Genomic DNA, 22,902 nt, shown 5'->3' with positions numbered 1-22,902 from the left:
TTGTCGCAAGCTCCGCTCACGGAAAACGCGTTTGGTTTCCCGCTCTCTCCGGTTCTATTTCATTCGACGAGAGGTTTTCTGGCAAAGACACGCAATGCCGAAGACTTGGCATCGACAAGTTAACATTTGTTAATGCCTTGTTCACAGAGATTTAATTCAAGATCGAATCCCACATTGAGGCGGCAATTTGCGTATTTGGTGAATTTCGCAGGAAATCGGATCACGGTTATTTGCATGAACATTTCGGCTGCGCGACGGTAATATGGATACGAAGTCGGATTTCGACCCGACCTCGTGCTTTGGAACGCAGGAGATCAGTCATGATCGCTTACAGGATTGCCTTCATCGGAGGTCTTCTCGCACTGTTCGGGATGGCCAACACGGCGCAAGCCTACGAGTTCGGCCCCGAAAGCATCATCCACGAGCAGTACGAGAATCCGTATGCCCTGCAGGAGCAGCAGCAGTATCGCGCCTATCATGAGCACATGAAGGAGCTGCGCGAGCATCCCTATGTCGCGCCGACGACGCGGCGTCATCACAGCTAAGAGGCAAGCACGCCTCGGAGACGGGCCGCCCCAGCGGCCCGTCATTTTTGGATAGTCGTCTTGTCTGCCCATCACCGGTTGATCGAGATGTCGGCCAACGCGCCGCAGCCGCTCACGCCGGCGCCCTTCCACCGGAGCCGCCTGAAGGCATGAATCGAGCGCCTTCCGGAAAGCGCCCCTCGCCTTATCCCCCGTGCGACCGGCCGCGCCCCAGGGTCCATGTCGCAAGCTCCGTTCCGAGCAAGCGCATTCAGCGAACGGTCCCTCCGGTTCATCTCGATCAAGAAAAGGGGAGATTGGCCATATGGGCAATATCTAAACGTCGAAATCGCAATATTAATAATTGGTAACGCAATATACATCTACGATTAATTCAAATAACTCCCCAGAACTAGGGAAACATTTCGCGAAATTTCCGGTATTTTAAGATTTAGTATCACATTTATTTTAATGAACATTGTGACGTCTTGCGGGTAGTATGGATACGAAGTCGGATTTCAGATCGACTTCGTGCATTGGCACACAGGAGATCAATCATGATCACTTACAGAGCCGCCCTTGCCGGAGGCCTCCTCGCACTCTTCGGGCTCGCTGGCACGGCGCAGGCCACCGAGTTCGGCGTCGAGAGCATCATTCATGAACAGGCAGAGAACCCGCTGGCCCTGCAGGAACAGCAGCAGTATCGCGCCTATCATGAACACATGAAGGAGCTGCGCGCTCACCAGCTTGTCGTCCCAACCATGCCGCGGCATCGCAGCTGAGAGGCAAGCACGCCTCGGAGACGGGGGCCGCTCAAGCGGCCCCTCTTTCTTTGGATATGAGGCTGCCCCCGCATGGCCGATTGACTGACTGCTGTCCGGCCGACGTCGAAGGCTGGTATCGCTCACGCCCGGGGTCCGCGTCGAAATCCTGCTCCACGCTGAGAACGGACTGATCAGGGAGGTTGAAGTCTACAAGGTCGACGGAAGCGACATCATCGTCGGTTCCTTCGAGATCGGGCCGGAAAAAAATCGAAACCTGACCAGAGGAGCCTGTGATGGCCGCAGCTGTCATGCTTCACGGGCTCAGGCACCGTCCCGTGGATCAGGACCGAACCGATTGGGACCGGCCGTTCCCTTGAGCACGTAGAGTTCGATCAGGAACCAGAAACTCGCGAGAACCGTGCCCAGCTGGAACAGCAGGATGCTCGTGGATACCGGTCCTCCTGCTCGCTGCATTTGCTCGAGGTAGAGGGCCAGGAAGGAGGCTGCGACAGCCATGACGATCCACCAGCCGGTTCGGTTTCGGTCATGGATCCGGCGCACGAAGGCAGCGCCATTCACCAGCCAGATAGCCGCCACCACACCGGTCGCGACATAGCCCGCAAGCGCAATGCCCTTTGTGGCCAGGAAGATTCCCGCGACCATGACGATTGCAGACAGATAGGTCAGGCGCAGCATGAGGCGCCGATATTCGCGCGCGCTCATGCGGCCTTTGACAGAGAATTGAGCGCCAAGCCTTGCGCAAGCGTCATCGGCCGTCCCCAACCCGAGCCCGTTATCGCCCGCATTCCCTTAGGGAACATCTTATCGGCCCCCTTCGAATTGTGAAGGGAGGGAGAGGAGGGGCCTGGAGGAATCTCGCTGCCGACAGGCCTCCCTTCCCCCGCTCGCGCTCAGCGCGCTGCCGGAGCCGCCCGCCCCTCCCCGCCAAGCTCGACCCAGTAGCCGGGCTGATAGGGCAGCGACAGGAAGCGCTGATGGAGCTCCCGCAGCGTTGCCTCCGGATCAAGATCCGCAAACAGCTCGGGATGGAGCCAGCGCGCGATCTGCTGGAGCGCCACGAACTGATAGGGATTGTTGTAGAACTGATGCCAGATCGCGTGGACGCGCCCGCTCTTCACCGCAGCCGTATGGGCGAAGGCCGGGCGTTTCGCGAGATTGGCGAGTTTCCGCTTCGCCTCCGCCAGATCCGCGCCCGGTCCGAGCCCGACCCAGGCGCCGCCCGGCGCAAGCGCGCCCCAGTTGCCGCCCGTCGCGATCACCACATCGGGGTTCATGGCGATGATCGTCTCGGGGTTCACCGTGCCGAAGGTGCCCGACAGGACGAGGCTGCCGAGGTTCCGCCCACCGGCGACCTCGACCATCCCTCCGAAATTCTCCGGCCCGAAGGTCATGCAGCAATCGTCGGAATAGCCGGGAATGCGGTCGACCATGACGAGCGGCCGCCTGAGATCGGCCACCCCGGCCAGGCGTTCAGTGACGCGCGCGATCTCGCGAGAGCGAAAGGCGATGAGCTCCTCGGCAACCGCGGACCGGCCAAGCAGCCGCCCCATCAGCCTGAGCGACGGCTCCGTGTTCACGAAGGGCGCATGGCGAAAATCGACATAGACGACGGGAATGCCGACGGAAGCGAGCTTTTCGACGAGCTTCGTCTCGGCGCTCGCGATCTGGGCCTCGACATTGAGGAACAGCACATCGGCCTTCAGGGCGATCACCGTCTCGATATCGAGATTGCCCTCGCTCATGGCACCGAGCGCCGGCAGCGCCGCAATGGCGGGATAGCGCTCGAGATAGGCGCGGTAGCTGTCGGGATCAGCCTTCTGCAGATCATCGCGCCAGGCGACGATGCGGCGGAACGGCGCGTCCCGGTCGAGTGCGGCGACGGCGTGGATCTGCCGCCCCTCGCCGAGGATCACGCGCTGGACCGGAACCGTCACCGTGACGACGCGCCCGAGCACATCGGTCACGGAGACCTGCTCGGCCGATGCCGGAGCGGCTCCGGTGATCAGCACGAGCGCGAGCGCAAGGCAGCGCAGGAGCGCCGCGAGCGCCTGCCCGCAGGCGTCGATGCCGGGGCGCCGGCAGGTTCCGCCGCGTGCGCTCATCACAGGTCGACCGACATCGAGAGCCGGAAGGTCCGCGGCGCGCCGGCATAGAAGGTGCCGAACGAGGCGACGCTCGACCAGTATTTGCTATCGGCGACGTTCTGGACGGTGGCGCGGAAGGTCGTCTTGCGCCCGGCGATCTCGGTCGCGTAGCGCGCGCCGAGATCGACCCGCGTCCAGTCGGGCAGCGACTGGCTGTTGGCGGTGTTGATGAACTGCTTGCCGGTGTGGATCAGCGCGCCCGTCAGGGTGAGCCCCTTCACCCAGGGCAGATCCCATTCGGCGCCGAGATTGAGCTGCATCGCGGGAACGCCGATCGGCCGGTTGCCGAGATTGGCCGCGACCGCCGTCTTCGTCAGTTCCCCGTCGAGCAGGGTCGCGCCGCCAAGCAGCCGAAGCTCGGGGGTGACCTCACCGTAGACATTCAGCTCGAGGCCGCGCACGCGCTGCTCGCCGCTTACGGAAAAGACTCCGCTGCCGCTCAGTTCGGCACTTGGCTTGGTGATCTGGAACGCGCTGAGGCCGGCGCCGAACGTGCCGAACTGCGCCTTCACGCCCGCCTCGTACTGCTTTGCCCGATAGGGTGCGAAGGCCTCGCCGGCATTGGTCGCATTGGTTGGCGCGATATCGCCGCGGCTCAGCCCTTCAACATAATTCGCATAGAGCGAGACATTGTTCAGCGGGCGCAGCACGAGGCCGACCACCGGGGTCGTGGCCGCCTCGTCATAGGACGAGGTCACCGCGCCGGTCGTGGTCGAATAGTTGTTCGTCTCCACCGATTGGCGACGCACCCCCAGCGTCAGCAATACGCGCTCGTCCAGCACGGAGAGCGTATCGGCCAGCGCAACGCTGGTCAGGTCGCTGTCCGAGGTTCGCGCACGGGGGACGCGGGTCGCATATTGCGGCTGGGTCAGAGCGGGCGCGTAGATGTTCGAGCTCACGGCCCGGCCCGCGGTGAGCGCCCGCTCGATCTCGTCATGATAATAGGACGCCTGGAAGGTCAGCTCATGCTTGACGAAGCCGGTCTCAAAGCGGGCCCGGATGCCGCCGTCATAGGTTTGCCGGCCGATCGCCAGATCGAGAAATTGGGGGGTGTAGGTGACATCGCCCCTGCCGTTCAGGATCGTCGGCAGAGGGCCGTTGCCGAAGAACCGGTCGACATGGGACTGCGAGCCCCCGGCATTGGCGAAGACCGTCACGTTATCAGTGAGATCGTATTCATTCTTCAACAGCACCGAGCCGTCGTCGATCCGTGAATGCTCCCAGGGCTGGATCACGTTGCGACGCCCGCTGGGGGCCGCCGGCACCGCGACGCCGGGGCTGGCAAGGAAGGGCCGCGTCGGCGCGTCCCAATAATCGCGTTGCGCCAGGACATAGAACCAGCTGCGGAAGCGCTCGCCCTGATAGTCGAGCGCGAGCGAGCCGATGCCCGTGCCGTTATACTGCCGGTCGACCGCGGTATCGCCGCCGCGCAGGCTGCCATTGACCCGCACCCCGAACTCGCGGCCCGCGCCATAGCGCCGGGCGACGTCGAACGTGGCGCCGCCATAGGCTTTTGACGCGAATTCCGCGCCGATCCGGGTGAGATCGCCCTCCGCCCGCTTCGGCACGATGTTGATGATGCCGCCGATGCCGCCATTCGGAGCGAAGCCGCCCAGCGCCGCGGCGGGCCCCCTCAGGACCTCGATCCGCTCGGCATAGTCGGTGAAGACGCGATAGTTCGGCGCGACGCCGAAGACGCCGTCGAAGGCGATCTCGCCATTATTGCCTTCCGAGATCGGAAAGCCGCGAATGTTGAATGAATCCACGATTCCGCCCGATGGGTGCGAACTGCGCACCGAGGGATCGAGGATCAGCGCATCGGCGACCGTCGCCGCCTGCAGGTTCCGGATCAGGGCTGCCGTGTAGCTCGTCATGTTGAACGGGGACTTCAGGGTCTCGGTATTGCCAAGCAGGCCGAGGCGAGCCCCTTGCGCCACCTGGCCACCGGCAAAGGCGGGCGGGACCTCGCCCTTCGTCCCCTGCCCCTCGACGACGATCTCGTCGAGCTGCACGCGCGTCGGCGCGGCGCCCTGAGCCAAGGCGCCCGTTGCGCCCAGGCCGAACATCCCCATGCCCAGCAGCGCCGGGACCACGCGGTTCACCATTGGATCGCTTCGAAACTTCATCACGCCCTCATGAAAATTCAAAAACATGCCGCATCTAACAATAGCGGCACGCTTCATGGGGCTTCGTATCGATCAATCCTTATTCATCGTCAACAACACGGGAGCGATATACAAACATACATTTCAATCATCATTTGAAATGTCGACTATTACTTTCGAATAATTCAAACATAACTTCAAATCGAAGAAATAAATCCAACAAAACAACCACTTAACGTGAGCCCATCTCAGTCCAAAACGGATCATGCAGCCCGGCGCAGGCGCCAGCTCGCGCCGGCCGGGCACTCGCGCCGGATTCCCGGGGCCAGTCGATTTCAATTTTTGCAGGCCGCCCGGACAAAATCAGAGGCAGCCCGCCGCCCTGCGGGAGGGCGGCAGCGTCAGGCCGCGTAGAGGCGGACGAGATCGCGCGCCGACGAGATTTCGTCGCAGATCCATTCGTCGACCAGCTTGACCTCGCGCCGGCGCCGCATGTCGGGCGGGCGGACCAGGTAATAGGAGGCGCCGGTCGGTACCGCCTTGCGCAGCGGCACGACGAGCCTACCGGCCTGGATCGCCTCATGGGCCAGCACGACATCGGTCATGGCGACGCCGAGTCCGGCTTCCGCAGCGCTGAGCGCCATGTCGAGCGCGTCGAAATCGAGGCCGCTGCGCGGATCGAGATTCGCACCCGATTTCTCCGTCCAGGTCGCCCAGTCCTGCCGGTCCGGCAAGGGGTGGAGCAGCGTCGCCTGGGCGAGGTCAGTCTCGCTGGCCTGGCGTCCGGCAAGATAACCCGGCGCGCAGACCGGGAGGATCCATTCCGCATAGAGCTCGGTCGTGTAGTCGCGCGGCCAGTTGCCGACGCCGTAGCGAATGCCGAGATCGGCGTCGGTATCGTTCAGCGTCATGTCGTTCAGGCGCGTCTGGACATTCACCTTGATCAGCGGGTGCCGCTCCTGGAAGGAGCGCAGCCGCGGCAGCAGCCAGCGCAGCGCGAAAGTCGGCAGCACCTTGATGGTCACGGCTTCGCGGTCGTTCTGGAACGGGTTCACCGCATTGGCGATGTGGTCGAACGCCTCCTTGACGCTGACCGCGAGCCGCTGGCCTGCATCGGTGATCTCCAGGCCATTGTGATTGCGCAGGAAAAGCTGAGCGCCGAGCTGCTCCTCCAGGATACGGACCTGGCGGCTGACCGCACTCTCGCTGACATGCAGGGCGAGCGCGGCCTTCTTGATGCTGAGCTCGGCCGCCACGATCTCGAAGCAGCGCAGCGCATTCAACGAGGGGAGCCTGCGGGTCAAAGCGACCTCCTGCCGTGTTCATGTCGCGTAGCCGGCTGCTGCCGGCCGCCCAGAGGCGCCACCACGCCCGGGCGATGTCTTCAGCTGATCTCCATGCGCGGGTCGAGGGCATCCCTCAGGCCATCACCAACGAAATTGAAGCTGGTGACGGCCAGTGTAATGGCGAGACCGGGCATGATGGCAAGCCAGGGCGCGCTCGACAGGTAGATCTGCGCGTTGTTCAGCATGTTGCCCCAGCTCGCGTTGGGCGGCTGGATGCCATAGCCGAGAAAGCTGACATAGGATTCGAGCAGGATCGCCTTGGCGACATTCAGCGTGGCGGCGACCACGATCGACGCGACCGCATTGGGCAGGAGGTTGCGCCACATGATCCGGAGGCTCGACGCCCCCATCGCCCTGGCCGCGACCGCGTAATCCTGGTCGCGCAGCGCCCTGATCTGCGCCTCGACGATGCGCGCGACATTCATCCAGGACGTCGCCGCGATCAGCAGCGTCATCGAGAGCAGGCCGGGCTTGACCAGCGCGGCCAGCGCCAGGAGCAGGAAGATCGTCGGAAAGCACAGGATCGCATCGACGAAGCGCATCAGGAGCGAGCCGATGATGCCGCCGTAATAGCCGGCGATCATCCCGACCCCGGTCCCGGCCGCGATCGCGATCGCCATGGCGGTGAAGCCGATCGCAAGCGAGATCCGCCCGCCCATCATCAGTCGGGCGAGAATGTCGCGGCCGAGTTCATCGGTGCCGAGGACATGGGCGCCAGACAGCGGCGGCGCGAAGCGATGCATCACATCGATATGGGTGTCGTCGAACGGCAGGAGATAGGGACCGAGGAAGGACCCGAGCACCAGGATCGCGATGGTGGCTGCCCCCGCCATGGCCAGCTTGTGGCGCCTGAAGCGGGTCCAGGCACTCTTGTGCTCGCTGGCTGCGCGGGTGTCGGCCAGATCGATCAGGCCCGTTGCGTCGGTCATGGCTCAGCCCATCCGGATGCGCGGATCAGCCACCGCGTAGAGCATGTCGGCCAGCAGCGACCCGAGCAGGACCATCACGGCCGAGAACATCAGGATGCCCATGACCACGGGGTAGTCGCGATATTCCACGGAATCGAGGAAGAGCCGCCCCATTCCCGGCCAGGTGAAGACCGTCTCGGTCACCAGCGCACCGCCGAGCAGCGTCGGGAACTGCAGGCCGGCAAGGGTGATCAGCGGCAGCAGCGCATTGCGCATCGCATGGCCGCGCAGCACCGCCTGCTCCGGCAAGCCCTTGGCGCGCGCCGTCCGGATGTAGTCTTGGCCGATCACGTCGAGCATGGCCGAGCGCATGAAGCGGGCCCAGATTGCGGTCTCGACCAGCGCCAGCACGAGCGCCGGCGCGATCAAATGATGCGCGACATCGAGGAATGAGCCGTCGCCGATGGTCTGGCGGTTGCCGGCGGGCAGCCAGCCGAGCTGGACCGAGAACAGGTAGATCGCGATCAGCCCGAACCAGAAGGTCGGGATCGAGAGGGCGACCATTGCGCCCACCGTCGCCACCATGTCGAAGATGGAATAGCGCCGGATCGCGCCCAAGATGCCGATCCAGCAGCCGAGCGCGATGGCGATCAGCGTCGAGACCGCCATCAGCTCGAACGTGGCGCGCAGATGCGAGCCGATGACGCTCCAGACCGGGCTGTTGTCGCGGAAGGAGCGGCCCCAGTCGCCGCTCAGCATCCGCAGCAGCCAGTCCCAGTACTGCACCGGCAAGGGCCGATCGAGGCCGAGCTGCCGGGCGATGCGGTCAAGATCCTCCTGCGACATCTGGGCGGACTGGGCGAATTGCGACATCGGCCCGCCCGGCGCGAGATAGAGGATCGCAAAGCCGATCATCGAGACGATGGCGAGCAGGACGAGGGACTGCCAGAGCCGCCTCAGGAGAAAGGGGATCATCGCGGCCGGCTCACGAAGCCCAGAACCAGCTGCGCATATTCCAGCAATTCGACGAGCAGTTGATATTGGCGGCAAAGCCCTGCAGCCCGTCCTTGATGCCTTCGGCCATCACGGTCTGGTAGATCGGCAGCAGCACGAGATCGTCGCGGATGATCCTCTGGATCTTGCCATAGGTCGCCTTGCGCTGCGCCTGGTCGAACTGGCTCGCGCCCTCGGCCAAGAGCCGGTCGATCTCGGGGTTCTGGTACTGGTAGGTGTTCAGGCCGCTGCCGGCCTTGGCCGGGATCGCCTTGCTGCTGAAGCGCGGCGTCACGTCCGGGTCGTTGCCGAGCATGAAGTTGGACCCGACCATCACGGATTCGAATTTCGACTTCTGCCAGTACTCGCCCCAGATCACGGCGCCTGGCATGTTGTTGATGCGCATGGCGACGCCGAGCGCCCGCCAATCCTGCATCAGGAGTTGCTGCGACTGCTCGCGGCCGGGATTGCCGACCGTGGTCGAGTTGGCGAATTCGAGACGCGCGCCGTTCTTCTGGCGGATGCCGTCGGAGCCGCGGGCCCAGCCGGCGGCATCGAGCAGCGCATTGGCCTTGGCCGGATCATGGCGTTGCGCCGGCAGGCCCGGATCATAGGCCCAGGATTGTTGCGGCAGGAAGGACTCGGTTGGCACCGGAAGGCCGTAATACAAGGCCTCTATCCGCGCCTGCTTGTTCATGCCGAGATAGAGCGCTTCCCGGACCGCCTTGTCGGCGAAGGGGGCGAATTCGAGGTTCAGAGCGATATGCTCGATGAAGGCTGTCGGCGACAGCGAGAGCTTGCGGCCGCGCAGGCCTTGCGCCTCCTTGACGAAATGGGCGGAGATGCCGCTGAGGCCGAGATAGTCGATCTGCCCGGTCCGGAACTGCGTGTAGAGCATCGTCAGATCGGGGATGTACTTGAAGACGACCCGCTCGAGATAAGGGCCCTCGCCGTGATGGGTCGGGTTGGCCTGGAGCAGCAGATGGTCGCCCGCGACGCGCTCGCCCCAGCGGAAGGCGCCGGTGCCGATGGGTGCGCTGTTGAACGGCGCGGTGTTGGGATCCTGCGCCTTCGCCAGGATGTGCCTGGGCACGATGAAGGTCAGCGCCAGGATCGAGAGATAGGGCGAATAGGCGCTCTCCATGCGCCAGTGGATCTCGTCGGGGGCGACGATGGTGATCTCCTTGACGAGGCTGTGGCCGACGCGGTTGCGGACCCTGAAACCGGGCGTATTGATCAGGTCGAGCGTGTATTTGACGTCCTCGGCCGTGAACGGCGTGCCGTCATGCCATTTCACGTCCCGACGCAGCTTGATCTTCCAGACCAGCCCGTCGGCGGAAAGCCCGCCATTTCCAACGCTTGGAACCTCGGTCGCGAGATCGGCGACGAGCCTGCCCTGCGGATCGATCGACCAGAGCGGGTTGAAGAGCTGCCACCAGACGCCCTGATCGACCTCGCTGCCCGGCATCAGCGGATTGAAGACGGTCGGTTCCTGCGAGATGCCCGCGATCACCTGGCCACGCGGCTTTTGCGGCGGCACCAATGGGCGGGCCTGCGCATGAGCGCCCCCGAGACCGCCGAGCAGCGAGGCCGCTCCGGCGCCGAGCCCGAGGCCGAGAAGTTCACGGCGGCTCGTGCCGCTGCCTGCCTTGCTTTCGATCATCGCTTTATCCCCTTTTATCGTCACGGGCTGTGTTCAGCCTCGAATGATCGCCGGCCGCTGCCGGCAAAGGCCCTCGACCGCCGCGCGTCCGTTCGGATGCGGGAGCGGCGATCCGGCTTCTTGTTCGAGCATCGAATTCTTCCGGAGACCGGATTTCCGTCCGATGCCCTCAGGCCGGCCGCCGCAACCCGTCCCGCATCGGCGAAAGATCAGCCTCGGTGACGCCGAGTTCGCCGAATTTCGACGGCAGGTCGCGGCCGGCCATGATCGCGGCGATCGCCTGCCCCATGGCCGGAGAGGTCAGGATGCCGCAACCGCCCTGCCCCGCCAGCCAGTAGAAGCCCGGCGCGTCCGGCCGCGTGCCGGCCACCGGGTTCTTGTCGGCGACGAAGCTGCGGAGCCCCGCCCATTGGCTGAGCGGCCGGCCGACCCGCAAAAGCGTATCCTGCTCGATATTCTCGATCGCCTGGGCGACATCCATGTCGTCGGGATAGACATCGCCCGGCTCGGTCGGCACCGCGTCAGCCAAACTGCCCATCAGGCAGCCGGTTTCCGGCTTCACATACCAGCCGTAGCCGACATTGCTGACATGCGGCCAGTCGCGCGTCTCGAAACCCGACTGCAGCGCGAAGGTAAAGGCGGTGCGCCGGTGCGGCACCACGCCCAGCGCGCGAAGCCCGGCGAGCCGCGTGACCTCGTCGACCCAGGCTCCGGCCGCATTAAGCAGAAGCGGGGCGCGCAGCTCCCGATCGCCCAGGCGCACCGACCAGAACTCGCCCTCGCGGCGGATCGACTGGATATCGGCCTTCGTCAGGAGGGTTGCGCCATTGGCCTTCGCACCGCGCAGATAGCCCTGCAGCAAGGCGTTGACGTCGATATCCATCGCGTCGGGCTCGTAGACGCCGGCATCGACCTTGTCGGCGACCAAAGCCGGGAAACGCGCGAGCGCGGCAGCACCGCCGAGATACTCGGCGCGCGCGCCGACGGAGTGGAGATTGTCGCGCAGGCGGATGAGCGCCGCCTCCTGGCCAGCCTTGGCGACCGTCAGGCAACCGCGCGGCGTCATGATCGGGTGATCGGTGAAGCCCTCGGGCGGCGTCTCCAGGAAGGCGCGGCTCGCCTGCGCCATCTTGCGCATCGTTGCGGCGCTGATCCCGACGGTGAACTGCGCCGCGGTGCGGCCGGAGCTGTGATAGCTGAAATGCTCCTCACGCTCGATCACGGCGACCGAGCCATGGGCGGAGAGGAAATAGGCGGCTGACGCGCCCGCTATCCCGCCGCCGATGATGATGACGTCAAGCTGCATCGGCCGAACGCTTCCCTGCACTGCTGCCTGGCAACCGACGACCGGTTGCGCTGATCTGAAGGAGGGCACCGGGACGCTGGCTTGTCGATTTCAATAATTCGAGGTCGAGGGCTGAAAAACTGGAACCACCCTCGCCCGCTTTCCCGCCCCCAATTCCCGGACCGAATTTCTGGCCCTCCGCCTCCAATAATTGAAATCGACAAGGCGCTCGTCGCCGCGCTCCCTCTTGGCGCAAGGCAACGTCATGCGAAAGCGATCATGAGCGACACCAGACCATCAGCGGGCGGCCGGCGCCTGATTTCCTCGGGCAGCGAATTCGAGCAGACCTATAGCTACAGCCGGGCCGTGGTCGTCGGGCCCCATGTCATGCTGTCGGGCACCACGGGCTACGACTATGCCTCGAGCACGCTGGCCAAGGGCGCGCGGGAACAGACCCTGCAGCTCTTCCGCAATGCCTCGGCAGCCTTCGCCCAGGCCGGCGCGACGCTTTCCGATGTCGTGCGGGTGCGGATGTATCTCTCGCAGGCCGTTCACTACGAAGAGATCATGGCCGTCTTCGCCGAGACGTTTCGGGGCGTGAACCCGGCCTGCACGACGGTCGAGGCCGGGCTGTTCGATCCGGAAATCTTCGTCGAGATGGACATGGATGCCATCCTCGATGTCCGCGCTTAGCCTGTTCCCGCACGCCCCGGACGAGGTCGTCGCGCAGCTCGGGGCCGAGCCGGTCGCCCTGCCGCGCCAGGCGGATGTCGTCGTCATCGGCGGCGGCATCATGGGGGCGGCATCGGCCTATTATCTCGCCGGTGCCGGGCTCAGCACGATCCTGATCGAGCGGGACAAGGTCTCGTCCCAGCAATCGGGCCGCAACTGGGGTTTCGTGCGGACGCAATATCGCGATCCGCTCGAATTGCCGCTGGCGATCGAGGCGCTCTCGATCTGGCCGGAGCTGGAACAGGAGCTCGGCCAGCCGATCGGCTGGCGCGCGACCGGCTGCATCTTCGTGGCGGAGACCGACGCGGAGCTCCAGACCTTCGCGCATTGGCATGATGTCACGCGCGATATCGCCGTCGATGCCCGGATGCTGTCTCGCCCACAGCTCGCTGGCCTGATGCCGTCGCTGCGCGGCCAGGCGCCCGGCGCGCTGCACACCCCCTCGGACGGACAGGCCGAGCCTGCACTCGCGACCACGGCCTTCGCCCGGGCGGCGATGCGGCGCGGCGTCCGCGTGCTCGACGATTGCGGGGCGCTCGCGATCGAGACTTCCGCAGGCCGGGTCAGCGGCGTCCTGACCGAGCATGGCCTGATCCGCTGCGGCACCGTGGTCTGCGCGGCCGGCCTGCAAAGCCATCGCCTGCTCGCCCCGCTCGGCCTCGTCCTGCCGCAGCAGGGCGTGCGCAGCACGGTCTCGCTCACGGCCCCGCTGCCGCCGCTTAGCGACGCCTGCTTCTGCGGCTTCGGCATCGGCTTGCGGCAGCGCGCCGACGGTTCCTGCATCATCGCAGCCGATTCAAGCTCCGATATCGATCTCTCCCTCGATTCCTTCCGGGCTTCGCGCTTCTTCCTGCCGGAGCTGCTCCGCTATCGCAGCGGCTTCGCCTTCAGGCTGGGACGGCCGCTCCTCGACGACCTGCATGAGCGGCTCTCCGTGCCGAAGCGCGAGCGGCCGGTGGCGCGCCGGCGTCCGCGCATCCCCGCCAATGAGGCACGGGCGGCCAAGACCGGCGAGAGCGTCAGGCAGCTTTTCGAGGGGGCGGACGGCATCGCAATCGTGAAATCCTGGGCCGGCCAGATCGACGTGATGCCCGATGCGCTGCCGGTCCTCGACAGTCCCTCGGAAATCGCCGGGCTGATCGTCGCGACCGGCTTCTCCGGGCACGGCTTCGGCCTCGGCCCTGCCGTTGGGCGCCATGTCGCGAGCCTCGCGAGCGGTGCCGCTCCTGCCGCGATCCTGAAACCGTTGCGCTTCGACCGCTTCGCACGCGGCACCTATTCGCGCCCGCACGCCCCCCTCTGAGCCTGATCCGGGATGTCGTCATGATCCATGAAAACGCGGCCCATTACAGGGCCATCGCCGGCAGGCTGGCGCTGCCCGTCGGGGCCTTCATCGATGGCAGGCCCGCTGCCCCGGCCGATGGCCAGCTCCTGGAAACCGTCAACCCGGCAACGGGCGAGATCCTCACCACGATCGCGCATTGCCAGCCCGCCGATGTCGACCGGGCCGTGGCAGCCGCCCGGCGCAGCTTTCGCGATGGCGGCTGGTCGCGCGCCGCGCCCGAGCTGCGCAAGGCGGTGCTGCTGCGGCTGTCCGAACTGATCCGCAGCAACGCGACCGAACTCGCCGTGCTGGAAAGCCTCGACAGCGGCAAGCCGATCAGGGATTGCCTGAAGGAGATCGCGATCGAGGTTCCCGCGACCTTCCAATGGTATGCCGAGCTGATCGACAAGAGCTTTGGCAGGGTCGCGCCCACGGGCGAGGATGCTTGCGCCCTGATCACGCGCGAACCGATCGGGGTGGTCGGCGCCGTCCTCCCCTGGAATTTTCCGCTGCTGATGGCGGCCTGGAAGCTGGCGCCGGCGCTCGCCAGCGGCTGCTCCGTCGTCGTGAAGCCGGCCGAGCAGACCGCGCTGTCACTGCTGCGGCTTGCGGAACTCGCAGCTAAGGCCGGTCTTCCGGCCGGCGTGCTCAACGTCCTGCCCGGTCTCGGCGAGACCACCGGCCGGGCGATCGGCCTGCATGATGATATCGACGCCGTCTCCTTTACCGGTTCGACGGAGGTCGGCCGGCTGTTCCTGCGCTATGCCGCAGAGAGCAACCTGAAATCGATCGGCCTCGAGATGGGCGGCAAGAGCCCCTTCATCGTGCTCGACGATGCCGAACTGTCGCCGGAGCTGATCGAGAATGCCGTGACCGCGGCCTTCTGGAATGGCGGGCAGAATTGCTCCGCCAATATGCGCCAGATCATCGACCGGAAGCGCCAGGAGGAATATCTCCATCTGATCACGGAACGCGCCCGGGCGCTGGTCGTCGGAGATCCGCTCGATCCGGCGACGGAACTCGGCCCGATGGTCTCGGCCGAGCATCGCCGGACGGTGCTGGGCTTTGTCGAGGCCGGGCATCGCGAGGGCGCGCGCTGCGTCCTCTCCTCCTCGCCCGCGCTGCAGGAGCAGCCGGGGAATTTCCTCGGCCCGACTGTTTTCGGCGACCTCGGCCCGCAGATGACGATCGCGCGCGAGGAGATCTTTGGCCCCGTGCTCGGCGTTGTCCCGGTCGACGGCCTGGACGAGGCGCTGGCGGTCGCGAATGACAGCGATTACGGACTGCACGCGACGCTCTACACCAGGGATCTCGACCGGGCGCTGTTTATGTCCCGGCGGCTGGCTTGCGGCACGGTTGCGATCAACGGCTTCACCGAAGGCGATCTCAAGACGCCGTTCGGCGGCTATAAGCGCTCGGGCTCGCTGGCGCGCGACAAGGGCCTGGAAGCGATGGGGCAATATCTGCAGACGAAGACGACCTGGATCAGCATCAACGCGCCGACACGGCAGGGATGATGCGGCGGGACAGGCAGGCCGGGATCAGGCCAGGAACGGGCATTGGATAAGGCGATGAGCATGGACAGCTCCACCCGCGCTCAGATCGAGCGCTTCTATGACGGCACCTTGCTGCCCGACGAGATGGTCGCGACCATGTCGACCGATGGCGGCTGGTTTCCCTCCCGGACCATCCCGCGCGCAGCAAAGCCGTCCGCGCTGAAGCGATCCGGCCAGGGTTTGCCGAAGCTCGCGATCCAGGATCACGGTTCGACCTTCGATCTCTACGACTATCTCTCGGTCAACCGTGTCGCCGGGCTGACGGTGCTGCGCGATGGCGAGGTGATCGAGGAGAGCTATTCGCTGGGCATCGCCCCCCAGACGATGTGGAATTCCTGCTCGCTCGCCAAATCGGTGGCCGCGACTCTGGTCGGCATCGCGCTGCGCGAGGGCGCCATCGCGAGCCTCGACGACCCGGTGACGCGCTATGCGCCTCTCGGCGGCGTCTATGCGCAGGTCTCGATCCGCCAGCTCCTGCGCATGGCGTCTGGCATCCGCTGGCGCGAGGCCTATACCGACCCGACCTCCGATCGCCGGCAGCTGCTGGAGATCCAGATGCAGTGGCAAAAGGGCGGCATCGCCCGCCACATGGCCGCCCTGCCCGCCGAGACGGCTCCGGGCCAGTCCTGGACATACAATACCGGCGAATCCTACCTCGTCAGCGCGGTCATGGAAGGCGCGACGGGCACAAACCTCGCCGATTATCTCTCGACGCGGCTGTGGTCGCGCATGGGCGCGGAAGCCGACGCAACCTGGTGGTCGGAAAGCCCGGACGGAATGACCGTGTCGGGCAGCGGCATGCACGCGACCATGCGCGATTATGCGCGCTTCGGGCAGTTCGTCCTCGATGGCGGCCGGATCGGCGCCGAGACGCTGCTGCCCGAGGGCTGGACCGGCGAAGCGGGCCAGCCCTTCCCGATCGGCGAGACGCTCATCCCCTATGGTTACATGTGGTGGATCCCCGTCCTCGACGACCCGGCGCTCAAGGGCACCTTCCAGGCCGAGGGCATCTATGGCCAGTACATCCACATCAACCCGCAGAAGCGCCTGGTCGTCGTGGTGCTGAGCGCGCGCTCGAAGCCGAGCTTTCGCCAGCGCCTCGAGATCAATGACGATGCCTTCTTCGCGGCGCTTGCCCGCGCCCTGTGAGGAGAAGGCCGGAGTGCCGGTCCCGCGTCGCGCTGCGGGAGCGCAGCACCTGACAGCACCATGGGTGACGTCGCCGTATTGTGCGCTAAGCTTGCCCTGCCGGGCTCGTGGGCTCCCCGCTGCTGAAGCGGTCCAGAGCCGATAGCGTGGCTGGCAGGCGCTGAGCCGACGTCTTCGACGCGAGGCGCAGTTCGGGACATGTGCCATGAACATCTCGATCTCGCGTCTCCTGCTGATCGCCGCGGCGGCCTTCGCGCTGCTGACCGCGGCTGTCGTCGGCTATCTCACCTGGTCGCAGCCCCTGCATTTGCGCGTCGCGGCCGGGCCCAAGGACGGGATCGATGCCAAGCTGCTGATCGCCTTCAATCGCCTGCTCGACGTCAACCGGGCCGGGGCGCGCCTGGATCTGGTCACGACGGCCGATATGCACGAAAGCAGCCGGCTGCTGGAGAAACGGGAGGTCGACCTCGCCGTCCTGCGGCTCGACGATCCCTTGCCGACCGGGGCTGCACTGGTCGCTTTGCTGCGCACCAATCTCGTGATCGCCACGGCACCGGCGCGACTGAAGCTGGAGACGCTCGCCGATGTGAAGGGCAAGCGCCTCGGTCTCGTCTCCCGCTCGCCGCTTGACGAGCCGTCCTTCGCCCGGCTCCTCGACTTGGTGGGCCTCACACCGGCCGATGTTCGCCTGACGATCGTCAAGCCCGGGGATGTCGCCCGGCTCGTCGCTGGCGGACAGCTCGATTGTGTCGTCGTGCTCGGCGTCCCGGCCGATCCCGTGGTCAGGGACGTGGTCGCCGCGGTCGGTGACAAGCGGAAAAATCCCCCGACCATCCTCAGTATCGAGCTTGGCGAGTCCTTGAAGCAGAATACCCCGGCCGCCAGCTCCGAGACGATCGAGAAGAACGCTTTTCCACGTCTGTCCATTCCCGACGACGATGTCGACACGGTCGGGGTTCCAACCGCGCTGGCTGCCAATCGCGCTTCGACCGGTCCCCTGCGCGCGCGGCTCTACAACAACGCGATCATGGAGGTGACGCGCGGCTTGCTCGAACGGCGCAGCGAGTTGGCGCGCGAGGTTCCGCTGGCCAGCCTGATCACACCACCGGACAGCGAGAAGGATGCACGTTTTCCGCTTCACCCCGGCACCGCCGCCTATCTGGACGATACGGACACGAGCTGGTCGACCCTGTTCAGCGAACAGATCTGGAATGTTGTGCTGGTCGGAGGCGTCGTCAGCTCAATGCTCGCCGCCGCCGGCGGCTTCCTCAACCAGGGCGGCGCCGATCCGATGGGTGGGATCCTGTCCCGCCTGAAGGGCATCACGGAACGCGCCGGCGCCTCGACCGATCCAGCCGATGCGCAAGGGCTGTCGCAGGAACTCGGCGTCATCGCGATCGATATGGCAGCCCTCGGCTACGAGCGCCGATGCAGCTACGAGGAGTTTGCCCCTCTGCAACTCGCCTATGAGAACGCGCGGGACGCTGTCGCCGCACTGCGCGCCGGCCCGCCGCCCGGGGCTCGCGGCAAAATGGGCGCCGTGGGCGGCGCGCACGAAGCGCCACCGATCAAGGAAGGCACACCAGCCCCCTATGCGCCGACGGACGTAACGCCAGCCGACAGGGATGTTGGTGTGAAGGACAATCCGGCGAGCTCGAACTGAGGCCTTGGTCCGATCCGGCAGCGTCTCACACGTCCGTGATGGGCAAGGCCAGGATCGACGTCCGGCGGCGGGTCTTCTCGTTGGTGGCGGACTGCGCCTTGCCGTCAGCCGGCTCTCATCGCCTTCAACGTCCGGGAGACCTCGCGGAGTTTCAGGCCGCGCTCGGCATGCGCGAGACGAAGCTCGCCCGGGTGATCGAAATCTTCATGCCGCCAGCCCCGCTCGGCGCCTCCATGACGGCGTCGAGCTGCTTGACGAGCGCTTGCACGATGGCCGTGCCCAGTCCGGTGCCGGCCCCGCCCGCGTCGCCGGCCGTCTTTCCGATGCCATTGTCGGAGACGACCAGCTTCCAGTCCGCGCCCTTGATCTCGTAGGTAATGAGGATCACGGCATCGGCCCTGGCGACGGGGAATGCGTATTTGATGGCGTTGATGACGAGTTCGGTGACGATGAGGCCAAGGCTCACGGCCTGATCGGACCTGATCATCCCTGCGTCGGCGATCACCTCGACCGCGATCGGCTGACCTTCCCCGACCATCGACGAGGCGAGGCTCGCGCAAAGCTTGGTCAGGTAGGAGCTGACCTCGATCTGGTCGATCCCTTCGGCGGTGTCGAGATGCCGCTGCACCTCGGCGACCGACATGACGCGCTGATGCGCATCCTTCAGGTGCCGGCGCGTTTCCTCCGATGAGACGGCCCGCGCCTTCAACAGCAGGATGCTGGCGATGATCTGGAGGCTGTTGGCGACGCGGTGCTGGATCTCCTGAAGCAGGACATCCTTCTGGCGCAGCAGCTCCTCGGTTTGCTTGAGAAGCTCCTCCTTCTCCCGCTCGACCGCCCGACGCGCCGTGATGTCGGTGCAGGTGAGCAGGATCTTCTTCGCCGCGCCGTCCTCGTCGACCAGCTGCCGGGCATTCAGGAGAATGATCCGACGGCCAAAATGCGGACACTCATGCTCGATCTCGAACCCTTCAAGGACGGCATGCCCGGGAATGATCCCGTCCAGAAGAACGCGAAGGGCCGCGATGTCCCATTGGCCATCGCCAAGCGAGGCCAATGGACGGCCCGCCATCTCGTCACGATCGACATGGAAGGCCGTGCAGAAGGCGTTGTTGGCCTTCACGACGCGAAGCTGATCGTCGAGCACGACAAAGGGCTCTGCGATCGTGTCGACGATCGCCTGCGCCAATATGCCCGCGTCTTCCATGTTGTGAGAAATCCATCATCGACGCGGCAGATACCCGGCGGGAACTGCAAGCGCATCCTTGAGCCGGCGACCGGCCCGTCCCCGACACTACACCGAACCGCGAGCAATGTCGCAGCCTGAAGGGGCCCCCGGGCATCCAGGAGGGCGCGTCCCGAACGGTCCCTGGCTTCATCGTGAACGACAGGGCCGATGGCCGCATTCGATCCGTGCCGGCGACACGGCAACCAGGCCTGCTGATGGCGCCGACATTGGCCAGACCAGCGCGAGATCCGCGATCACGCCATTACGGCCAGTGCAGGAGGAACGCCAGGAAGCCGGCGCCGTGCGCATTGGGGGCCGGAGCAAGCAGGTTGGCGAAGGCCAGAACCAGCACAATCACCGCAAGCCAGATCAAACTGTCGAAGCTGGGAAATCTCGGCCGTCTCATAGGCTGCCTGTCAGGGAACGGAAGCCTTTGCGGTGCGGCTTGCGCTTGTGCAACAAGCTGAGGCCCGTTTGGTTCCGGTAGCGCGAGCCCGGGCCGCACGTCGCTCAGATCTCCAGGCCGGATGCGATCCCGTTGGGCCTTCTCAACCTGCTCGGGCACGCGGGTGATGATCGTCCCCGTCCTGTCGATCTCGAATCGGTGGTCGTCGACATAGTTCACCAGCGCGCCCGTATCGAGCGTATAGCTGGTGCTGCGGCGATGCGGATACGGGCGCCAGGCGATCACCGTATAGTGATTGCCGTCGTCATCCCGGCATATCTGGCGGGTCAGTTCGACAGGCACACCTGCCGCGGCTCGGGGTCGAGCAGAGGCTCTTCGCTCGGTCGATGGCTGGCGGCGCCGGGTCTTATGACGGTAGGCACGCGGTAAAGAGCCCATTGTGGCACCACGCAATGCGACAGACGACATTCAACCCGCGACGTGCCCGTTTGTTCCGCCTGGGGAGAGCCGTCAGGCACCGCGCGAAGGGCGAGAAGGTCGACTTCGGCAAACGGCGCGGCCGCTGAACCGGAGATTGGCATGCCAGGCATTCGCCCCGCGAGCGCCCATTGGACGCGCTGACTGGGGGAGAGATCGTCGCTGCCTGGTGCCATTCACGCCTTCAGCGCGTTCGATCGCGATGCGATGGCGATGTCTGGTTCGCCTTGTGCGAAGAGCGCCCCCTCGCATTCTTCGCCGGCATCTGGATGGCGGCTCAATGGACCACGACGGCTGCAATCAACGCAAAGGCCGCGGTCAGCATGAGAAGAGCGATCCAGGCGTGGTAACGCGGAGCCATCCACACCCCAAGGGCGCGGCAACTGTCCAAACTGAGCCAGAAACTTGTCATGGGGACTCCATCGCATTTTGCCCGGGGTCAGACCAATCCAGGGAGAGGCTGGGGCTGCCCTCGGAAGCCATTCCGGAGGCCCAAGTCAGGTTGCCGCAGCAACCGTCTGCTTTCGAAGCTGGTCGAGGGCTTACCCGCATCCGCAGGCTGAGACGGCCGTCGGCGACCTCATCTCGATGTCATCGGACATGGCGCCCTGTCGCGCCAAACGCCCTTGCCTTGCTCGACTGGAATTGCGGTGGCCGAGCACGGTCGGCATTGAGGCCCGTCTCAGTTCGGTCAAAACAGAGACTGCCCAGGCATTGGGCGCTCAAATCGCGGATTAAGCAAGCAGACGGCCCGCGTCATCTTAGCCACGCCCAGGATCAGACACGGCCAGGTCTGGGCACGAAAAGGTCTGGGCACGGCCAAGTCTGGGACGGCCAGATCTCGACCTGCTGGGCCCGCCGTGCGGAGGGCGAAGATTCAGAGCGGATCGAAGCTCGTCCTTTGCTGCAGGTCGCCGGTCTCATAGCGCATATAGGCCTGGATCGCGGTCATCACGGCGCCAAGCGAGGCGTAGGGGCCAAATCGGATCATGGGCAGCGCCCGCGCGCCCCGGTTCTCAGGGCCGATCCAGAAATCGTCATCCTGCCCGGCAACAATCGTTCCGAAATGGCGACCGAGCCGGTCCTTCATTTCCCAAACGCTGTGCTCGAGCTGCGTGACGACGATGTCCATGAACGCCTCCGGCCGGCCGGTTGAGCGCTTGCGCCGGTCGCCAGGATATGGGGACGCCGGGTCATGCCGATAAGGTCGCCAGCCGGGAATACAGCCGCTGCGACGAGGCCAGGGCGCTCACGCACCCCTGGCGCTGCCGGCCGCCATCGCCGTCAGAACTTCTTCCTGGTGATGAGGGTCAGCCGCCCATTGGCACCGGTCTCGGCGACGAGCACCTGCAGCGATGACAGCCCCTGCGCCCGAAGCGCAAGGGCGAGAAGCGGTGCTGCATCGATCGCCGTCCGGAGCTTCTGCAGTTCGTCATCGCCGCGTGCTGCAACGATCCGGGTGACGCGTAACCGTTCCGGCTTGGGCAGCGCGCGGATATCGACGACGATCACCGACCGGTTCCTCAAGGGTCCCGATGCAGCCACGGGACTGAGCCCGACCTCGCGGTCGGCAGCAGCTTCTTCAGGCGGAGTCTGGGCATGGGCGGCACCGGTGAGTGCGAGGGCGGAAACCGCGGCCACGATCGGGATCATGTGCATCGGCAGTCCTTCCATCCGGTCACGGGTCGGCTCGGAGTTCAGGCACGCCCGGGCGGTAACGCCCGTGCTGCGATCACCGCCTCGACGCGTTGCGAGCCCCCATCCTGCCCATCCGGTTTCGTGCAGGCCTCGTGATCGTCGTCTCGCCGAGCAAGACTGCGCTGGCGATCTCGCGATTCCGCGCGGCGCTTCAGCAGAGCTGCGATGCCCTCTACCAGAAGTGGACGATCACCAAGAACTGCAACTTAAATACTCATTACAGCCGCATCTTTCCGATCACAATTTAATTTCAGACAGATTTTATGATCAAAAAATCACCAGAGGAATGAATACCTTGTAAAAGCCTGACATCCTCTGAGAAAACGGGGCAGTGAAACGTCATATACGCAAATTTGTACAGGGATTTCTCTACCCGATTACGCTTTTGTTACCCGCCCGGAGCCCACAAGGAGCAGGGATGCCACAGTCGATGCGATCACGGCATGGCGCCCGGGCCAATCGCCGCTGCGCCCTGCGCCCATGGAGCAGCCGGGTCAGAACGGGAGCCTCGCCTGGAGCAGCGGCGCCATCGACGGCGCCGATGAGGGGCGTTCTCCGGCGTCGCAACCCCGCTCGCCGGCCGGCATAACATTCCGGCATGAAGTCATGCCTGCCGGCGGATTGCCCGCCGGGGCCTGGTTCCTATGCTCGGCCCAAGGACACACTCACTTCGGATCAGCTCTTCATGGCACATGCGACCACCGCGCACCCTCGCCCGGGAGATCACGGCGCGACGGCCGATCGCCCTGTCGGGCTGAAGCAGACCTCCCTGACCACGGACACGGCCGTGGAGATGATCGGGGTCAATAAGTGGTATGGCGAGTTCCATGTGCTGCGCGACATCAACCTGAAAGTCGCCCGCGGCGAGAAGCTGGTGATCTGCGGGCCGTCCGGCTCGGGCAAGTCGACGATGATC

The 22,902-nt window shown here is 65.2% G+C and carries 20 protein-coding genes; 8 read left to right on the top strand and 12 right to left on the bottom strand.

The window, feature by feature from the left end:
• The first annotated feature begins 320 nt into the window (after positions 1–320).
• Together AB4099_RS08375 and AB4099_RS08370 are read left to right on the top strand one after the other, a co-directional pair.
• On the top strand, positions 321–545 hold the full coding sequence (locus AB4099_RS08375; RefSeq protein ID WP_113518314.1) for a hypothetical protein: 225 nt from the start codon (positions 321–323) through the stop codon (positions 543–545).
• 536 nt (positions 546–1,081) lie between these two features.
• Entirely contained in the window at positions 1,082–1,306 is a 225-nt protein-coding gene (locus AB4099_RS08370) for a hypothetical protein (protein WP_441477709.1), read from the top strand.
• 303 nt (positions 1,307–1,609) lie between these two features.
• Here AB4099_RS08370 and AB4099_RS08365 read toward each other — a convergent pair whose 3' ends face one another.
• From AB4099_RS08365 to AB4099_RS08330, 8 genes are all read right to left on the bottom strand, one after another.
• Positions 1,610–2,071 carry a DUF805 domain-containing protein gene (locus AB4099_RS08365; RefSeq protein ID WP_441477708.1) on the bottom strand — a complete coding sequence of 154 codons (462 nt, stop codon included), beginning with the start codon at positions 2,069–2,071 and terminating at the stop codon, positions 1,610–1,612.
• 128 nt (positions 2,072–2,199) lie between these two features.
• Positions 2,200–3,411 (bottom strand): ABC transporter substrate-binding protein, encoded by a 1,212-nt coding sequence (locus AB4099_RS08360; protein WP_441477707.1) that lies wholly within the window; start codon positions 3,409–3,411, stop codon positions 2,200–2,202.
• The gene (locus AB4099_RS08355; RefSeq protein ID WP_441478055.1) at positions 3,411–5,525 is read right to left on the bottom strand and encodes a TonB-dependent receptor; all 2,115 of its coding nucleotides are present in this window, start codon (positions 5,523–5,525) and stop codon (positions 3,411–3,413) included. Before AB4099_RS08355 ends, AB4099_RS08360 begins: the two co-directional genes overlap by 1 nt.
• Positions 5,526–5,959: 434 nt before the next feature.
• Entirely contained in the window at positions 5,960–6,862 is a 903-nt protein-coding gene (locus AB4099_RS08350) for a LysR substrate-binding domain-containing protein (RefSeq protein WP_113518318.1), read from the bottom strand.
• Between the two features lie 80 nt (positions 6,863–6,942).
• On the bottom strand, positions 6,943–7,833 hold the full coding sequence (locus AB4099_RS08345) for an ABC transporter permease (protein WP_441477706.1): 891 nt from the start codon (positions 7,831–7,833) through the stop codon (positions 6,943–6,945).
• Positions 7,834–7,836: 3 nt separating this feature from the next.
• Positions 7,837–8,787 carry an ABC transporter permease gene (locus AB4099_RS08340; protein ID WP_441477705.1) on the bottom strand — a complete coding sequence of 317 codons (951 nt, stop codon included), beginning with the start codon at positions 8,785–8,787 and terminating at the stop codon, positions 7,837–7,839.
• 10 nt (positions 8,788–8,797) lie between these two features.
• Positions 8,798–10,468: a peptide ABC transporter substrate-binding protein gene (locus AB4099_RS08335; protein WP_441477704.1), complete on the bottom strand. Its 1,671-nt coding sequence runs from the start codon at positions 10,466–10,468 to the stop codon at positions 8,798–8,800.
• A gap of 169 nt (positions 10,469–10,637) precedes the next feature.
• Positions 10,638–11,774 (bottom strand): NAD(P)/FAD-dependent oxidoreductase, encoded by a 1,137-nt coding sequence (locus tag AB4099_RS08330; protein WP_441477703.1) that lies wholly within the window; start codon positions 11,772–11,774, stop codon positions 10,638–10,640.
• Positions 11,775–12,032: 258 nt separating this feature from the next.
• Here AB4099_RS08330 and AB4099_RS08325 point away from each other — a divergent pair, with 258 nt between their 5' ends.
• The 5 genes from AB4099_RS08325 (at position 12,033) to AB4099_RS08305 (ending at position 18,177) form a co-directional block, all read left to right on the top strand.
• Positions 12,033–12,446, top strand: coding sequence for a Rid family hydrolase (locus AB4099_RS08325; protein WP_441477702.1), 414 nt, complete (start codon positions 12,033–12,035; stop codon positions 12,444–12,446).
• Complete coding sequence (locus AB4099_RS08320) at positions 12,433–13,788, top strand: NAD(P)/FAD-dependent oxidoreductase (RefSeq protein WP_441477701.1); 1,356 nt, start codon at positions 12,433–12,435, stop codon at positions 13,786–13,788. The genes AB4099_RS08325 and AB4099_RS08320 overlap by 14 nt, the downstream gene beginning before the upstream one ends.
• A gap of 20 nt (positions 13,789–13,808) precedes the next feature.
• Complete coding sequence (locus tag AB4099_RS08315; RefSeq protein WP_441477700.1) at positions 13,809–15,326, top strand: aldehyde dehydrogenase; 1,518 nt, start codon at positions 13,809–13,811, stop codon at positions 15,324–15,326.
• 60 nt (positions 15,327–15,386) lie between these two features.
• Positions 15,387–16,514: a serine hydrolase domain-containing protein gene (locus tag AB4099_RS08310; protein WP_441477699.1), complete on the top strand. Its 1,128-nt coding sequence runs from the start codon at positions 15,387–15,389 to the stop codon at positions 16,512–16,514.
• 205 nt (positions 16,515–16,719) lie between these two features.
• A complete protein-coding gene (locus tag AB4099_RS08305) occupies positions 16,720–18,177 on the top strand; it encodes a TAXI family TRAP transporter solute-binding subunit (protein WP_441477698.1) in 1,458 nt (485 codons plus the stop codon).
• Between the two features lie 151 nt (positions 18,178–18,328).
• On the opposite strand, the gene AB4099_RS08300 is transcribed toward AB4099_RS08305, so the two are convergent.
• From AB4099_RS08300 to AB4099_RS08285, 4 genes are all read right to left on the bottom strand, one after another.
• Positions 18,329–19,384, bottom strand: a complete 1,056-nt coding sequence (locus AB4099_RS08300) for a sensor histidine kinase (RefSeq protein WP_441477697.1) — start codon at positions 19,382–19,384, stop codon at positions 18,329–18,331.
• A gap of 283 nt (positions 19,385–19,667) precedes the next feature.
• Entirely contained in the window at positions 19,668–20,153 is a 486-nt protein-coding gene (locus tag AB4099_RS08295; RefSeq protein WP_441477696.1) for a hypothetical protein, read from the bottom strand.
• A gap of 1,012 nt (positions 20,154–21,165) precedes the next feature.
• Positions 21,166–21,420: a BTB/POZ domain-containing protein gene (locus tag AB4099_RS08290; protein ID WP_113518330.1), complete on the bottom strand. Its 255-nt coding sequence runs from the start codon at positions 21,418–21,420 to the stop codon at positions 21,166–21,168.
• A gap of 152 nt (positions 21,421–21,572) precedes the next feature.
• On the bottom strand, positions 21,573–21,941 hold the full coding sequence (locus AB4099_RS08285) for a hypothetical protein (RefSeq protein ID WP_162768442.1): 369 nt from the start codon (positions 21,939–21,941) through the stop codon (positions 21,573–21,575).
• 730 nt (positions 21,942–22,671) lie between these two features.
• Here AB4099_RS08285 and AB4099_RS08280 point away from each other — a divergent pair.
• On the top strand, positions 22,672–22,902 hold a 231-nt coding region (locus tag AB4099_RS08280), incomplete at its 3' end, for an ATP-binding cassette domain-containing protein (protein ID WP_441477695.1).

Origin of the sequence: Allobosea sp. 2KB_26 (assembly GCF_052115715.1) — a bacterium.
Lineage (GTDB): Bacteria > Pseudomonadota > Alphaproteobacteria > Rhizobiales > Beijerinckiaceae > Allobosea.
Note: the sequence above shows the minus strand (reverse complement) of the source record. Positions and strands in the feature narration are given on the sequence as shown.

Coding starts and splice junctions, on each gene's coding strand:
- AB4099_RS08325 (WP_441477702.1), top strand. CDS start 12,033: ATGAGCGACACCAGACCATCAGCGGGCGGCCGGCGCCTGATTTCCTCG.
- AB4099_RS08370 (WP_441477709.1), top strand. CDS start 1,082: ATGATCACTTACAGAGCCGCCCTTGCCGGAGGCCTCCTCGCACTCTTC.
- AB4099_RS08285 (WP_162768442.1), bottom strand. CDS start 21,941: ATGATCCCGATCGTGGCCGCGGTTTCCGCCCTCGCACTCACCGGTGCC.
- AB4099_RS08310 (WP_441477699.1), top strand. CDS start 15,387: ATGGACAGCTCCACCCGCGCTCAGATCGAGCGCTTCTATGACGGCACC.
- AB4099_RS08335 (WP_441477704.1), bottom strand. CDS start 10,468: ATGATCGAAAGCAAGGCAGGCAGCGGCACGAGCCGCCGTGAACTTCTC.
- AB4099_RS08375 (WP_113518314.1), top strand. CDS start 321: ATGATCGCTTACAGGATTGCCTTCATCGGAGGTCTTCTCGCACTGTTC.
- AB4099_RS08330 (WP_441477703.1), bottom strand. CDS start 11,774: ATGCAGCTTGACGTCATCATCATCGGCGGCGGGATAGCGGGCGCGTCA.
- AB4099_RS08360 (WP_441477707.1), bottom strand. CDS start 3,411: ATGAGCGCACGCGGCGGAACCTGCCGGCGCCCCGGCATCGACGCCTGC.
- AB4099_RS08290 (WP_113518330.1), bottom strand. CDS start 21,420: ATGGACATCGTCGTCACGCAGCTCGAGCACAGCGTTTGGGAAATGAAG.
- AB4099_RS08345 (WP_441477706.1), bottom strand. CDS start 7,833: ATGACCGACGCAACGGGCCTGATCGATCTGGCCGACACCCGCGCAGCC.
- AB4099_RS08320 (WP_441477701.1), top strand. CDS start 12,433: ATGTCCGCGCTTAGCCTGTTCCCGCACGCCCCGGACGAGGTCGTCGCG.
- AB4099_RS08315 (WP_441477700.1), top strand. CDS start 13,809: ATGATCCATGAAAACGCGGCCCATTACAGGGCCATCGCCGGCAGGCTG.
- AB4099_RS08340 (WP_441477705.1), bottom strand. CDS start 8,787: ATGATCCCCTTTCTCCTGAGGCGGCTCTGGCAGTCCCTCGTCCTGCTC.
- AB4099_RS08300 (WP_441477697.1), bottom strand. CDS start 19,384: ATGGAAGACGCGGGCATATTGGCGCAGGCGATCGTCGACACGATCGCA.
- AB4099_RS08305 (WP_441477698.1), top strand. CDS start 16,720: ATGAACATCTCGATCTCGCGTCTCCTGCTGATCGCCGCGGCGGCCTTC.
- AB4099_RS08355 (WP_441478055.1), bottom strand. CDS start 5,525: ATGGGGATGTTCGGCCTGGGCGCAACGGGCGCCTTGGCTCAGGGCGCC.